Below are 529 nucleotides of genomic sequence, written 5' to 3'. Positions count from 1 at the left end.
CCTACGAGGTGTGGGTGCCGCTCCTCAACGGCGGCTCCGTCACCGTCGCCACCGGCGACCTGACCACCGCCACCATCCGCCAGGCCGTCACCGACGGCGTCACCGCCCTGTGGATCACCGCCGCCCTCTTCGGCGTCCTCGTCGAAGAGGACCCGGAGTGCTTCGCCGGGCTGAGGGAGATCTGGACCGGCGGCGACGCGGTCCCGCACCATGCCGCCCACACCCTGCTGACCCGTCATCCGGGCCTGACCCTGGTCAACGGCTACGGCCCCACCGAGACCACCACCTTCGCCGTCAGCGGCCCGCTGACCGCCGAGGACGTGGCGGACGGCCCGGCGCCGCTGGGCACGCCGATGGACACGATGTCCACCTACATCCTGGACAGCACCCTGCGTCCCGTGCCGGTCGGTGTTCCGGGTGAGCTGTACCTCGGCGGCAGCGGCGTGGCCCGGGGCTATCACGACCAGCCGCGCCTGACCGCCGAGCGGTTCATCCCCGACCCGCACCACCCGGGGGGACGCCTCTACCG

Annotated in this window: 1 protein-coding gene; it reads left to right on the top strand. The window is 73.0% G+C overall.

Annotated features, from left to right (window positions below; all coding sequences use genetic code 11):
- Nucleotides 1–14: 14 nt before the first annotated feature.
- A partial coding sequence (locus tag IG04_RS43545) for an AMP-binding protein (protein WP_248782552.1) occupies nt 15–529 on the top strand: 515 nt, incomplete at its 3' end.

Origin of the sequence: Lentzea albidocapillata, from assembly GCF_000719115.1 — a bacterium.
GTDB classification, from domain to species: domain Bacteria; phylum Actinomycetota; class Actinomycetes; order Mycobacteriales; family Pseudonocardiaceae; genus Lentzea; species Lentzea albidocapillata.
The sequence above is the reverse complement of the archived record's forward strand: the minus strand, read 5'-3'. Positions and strand labels throughout refer to the sequence as shown.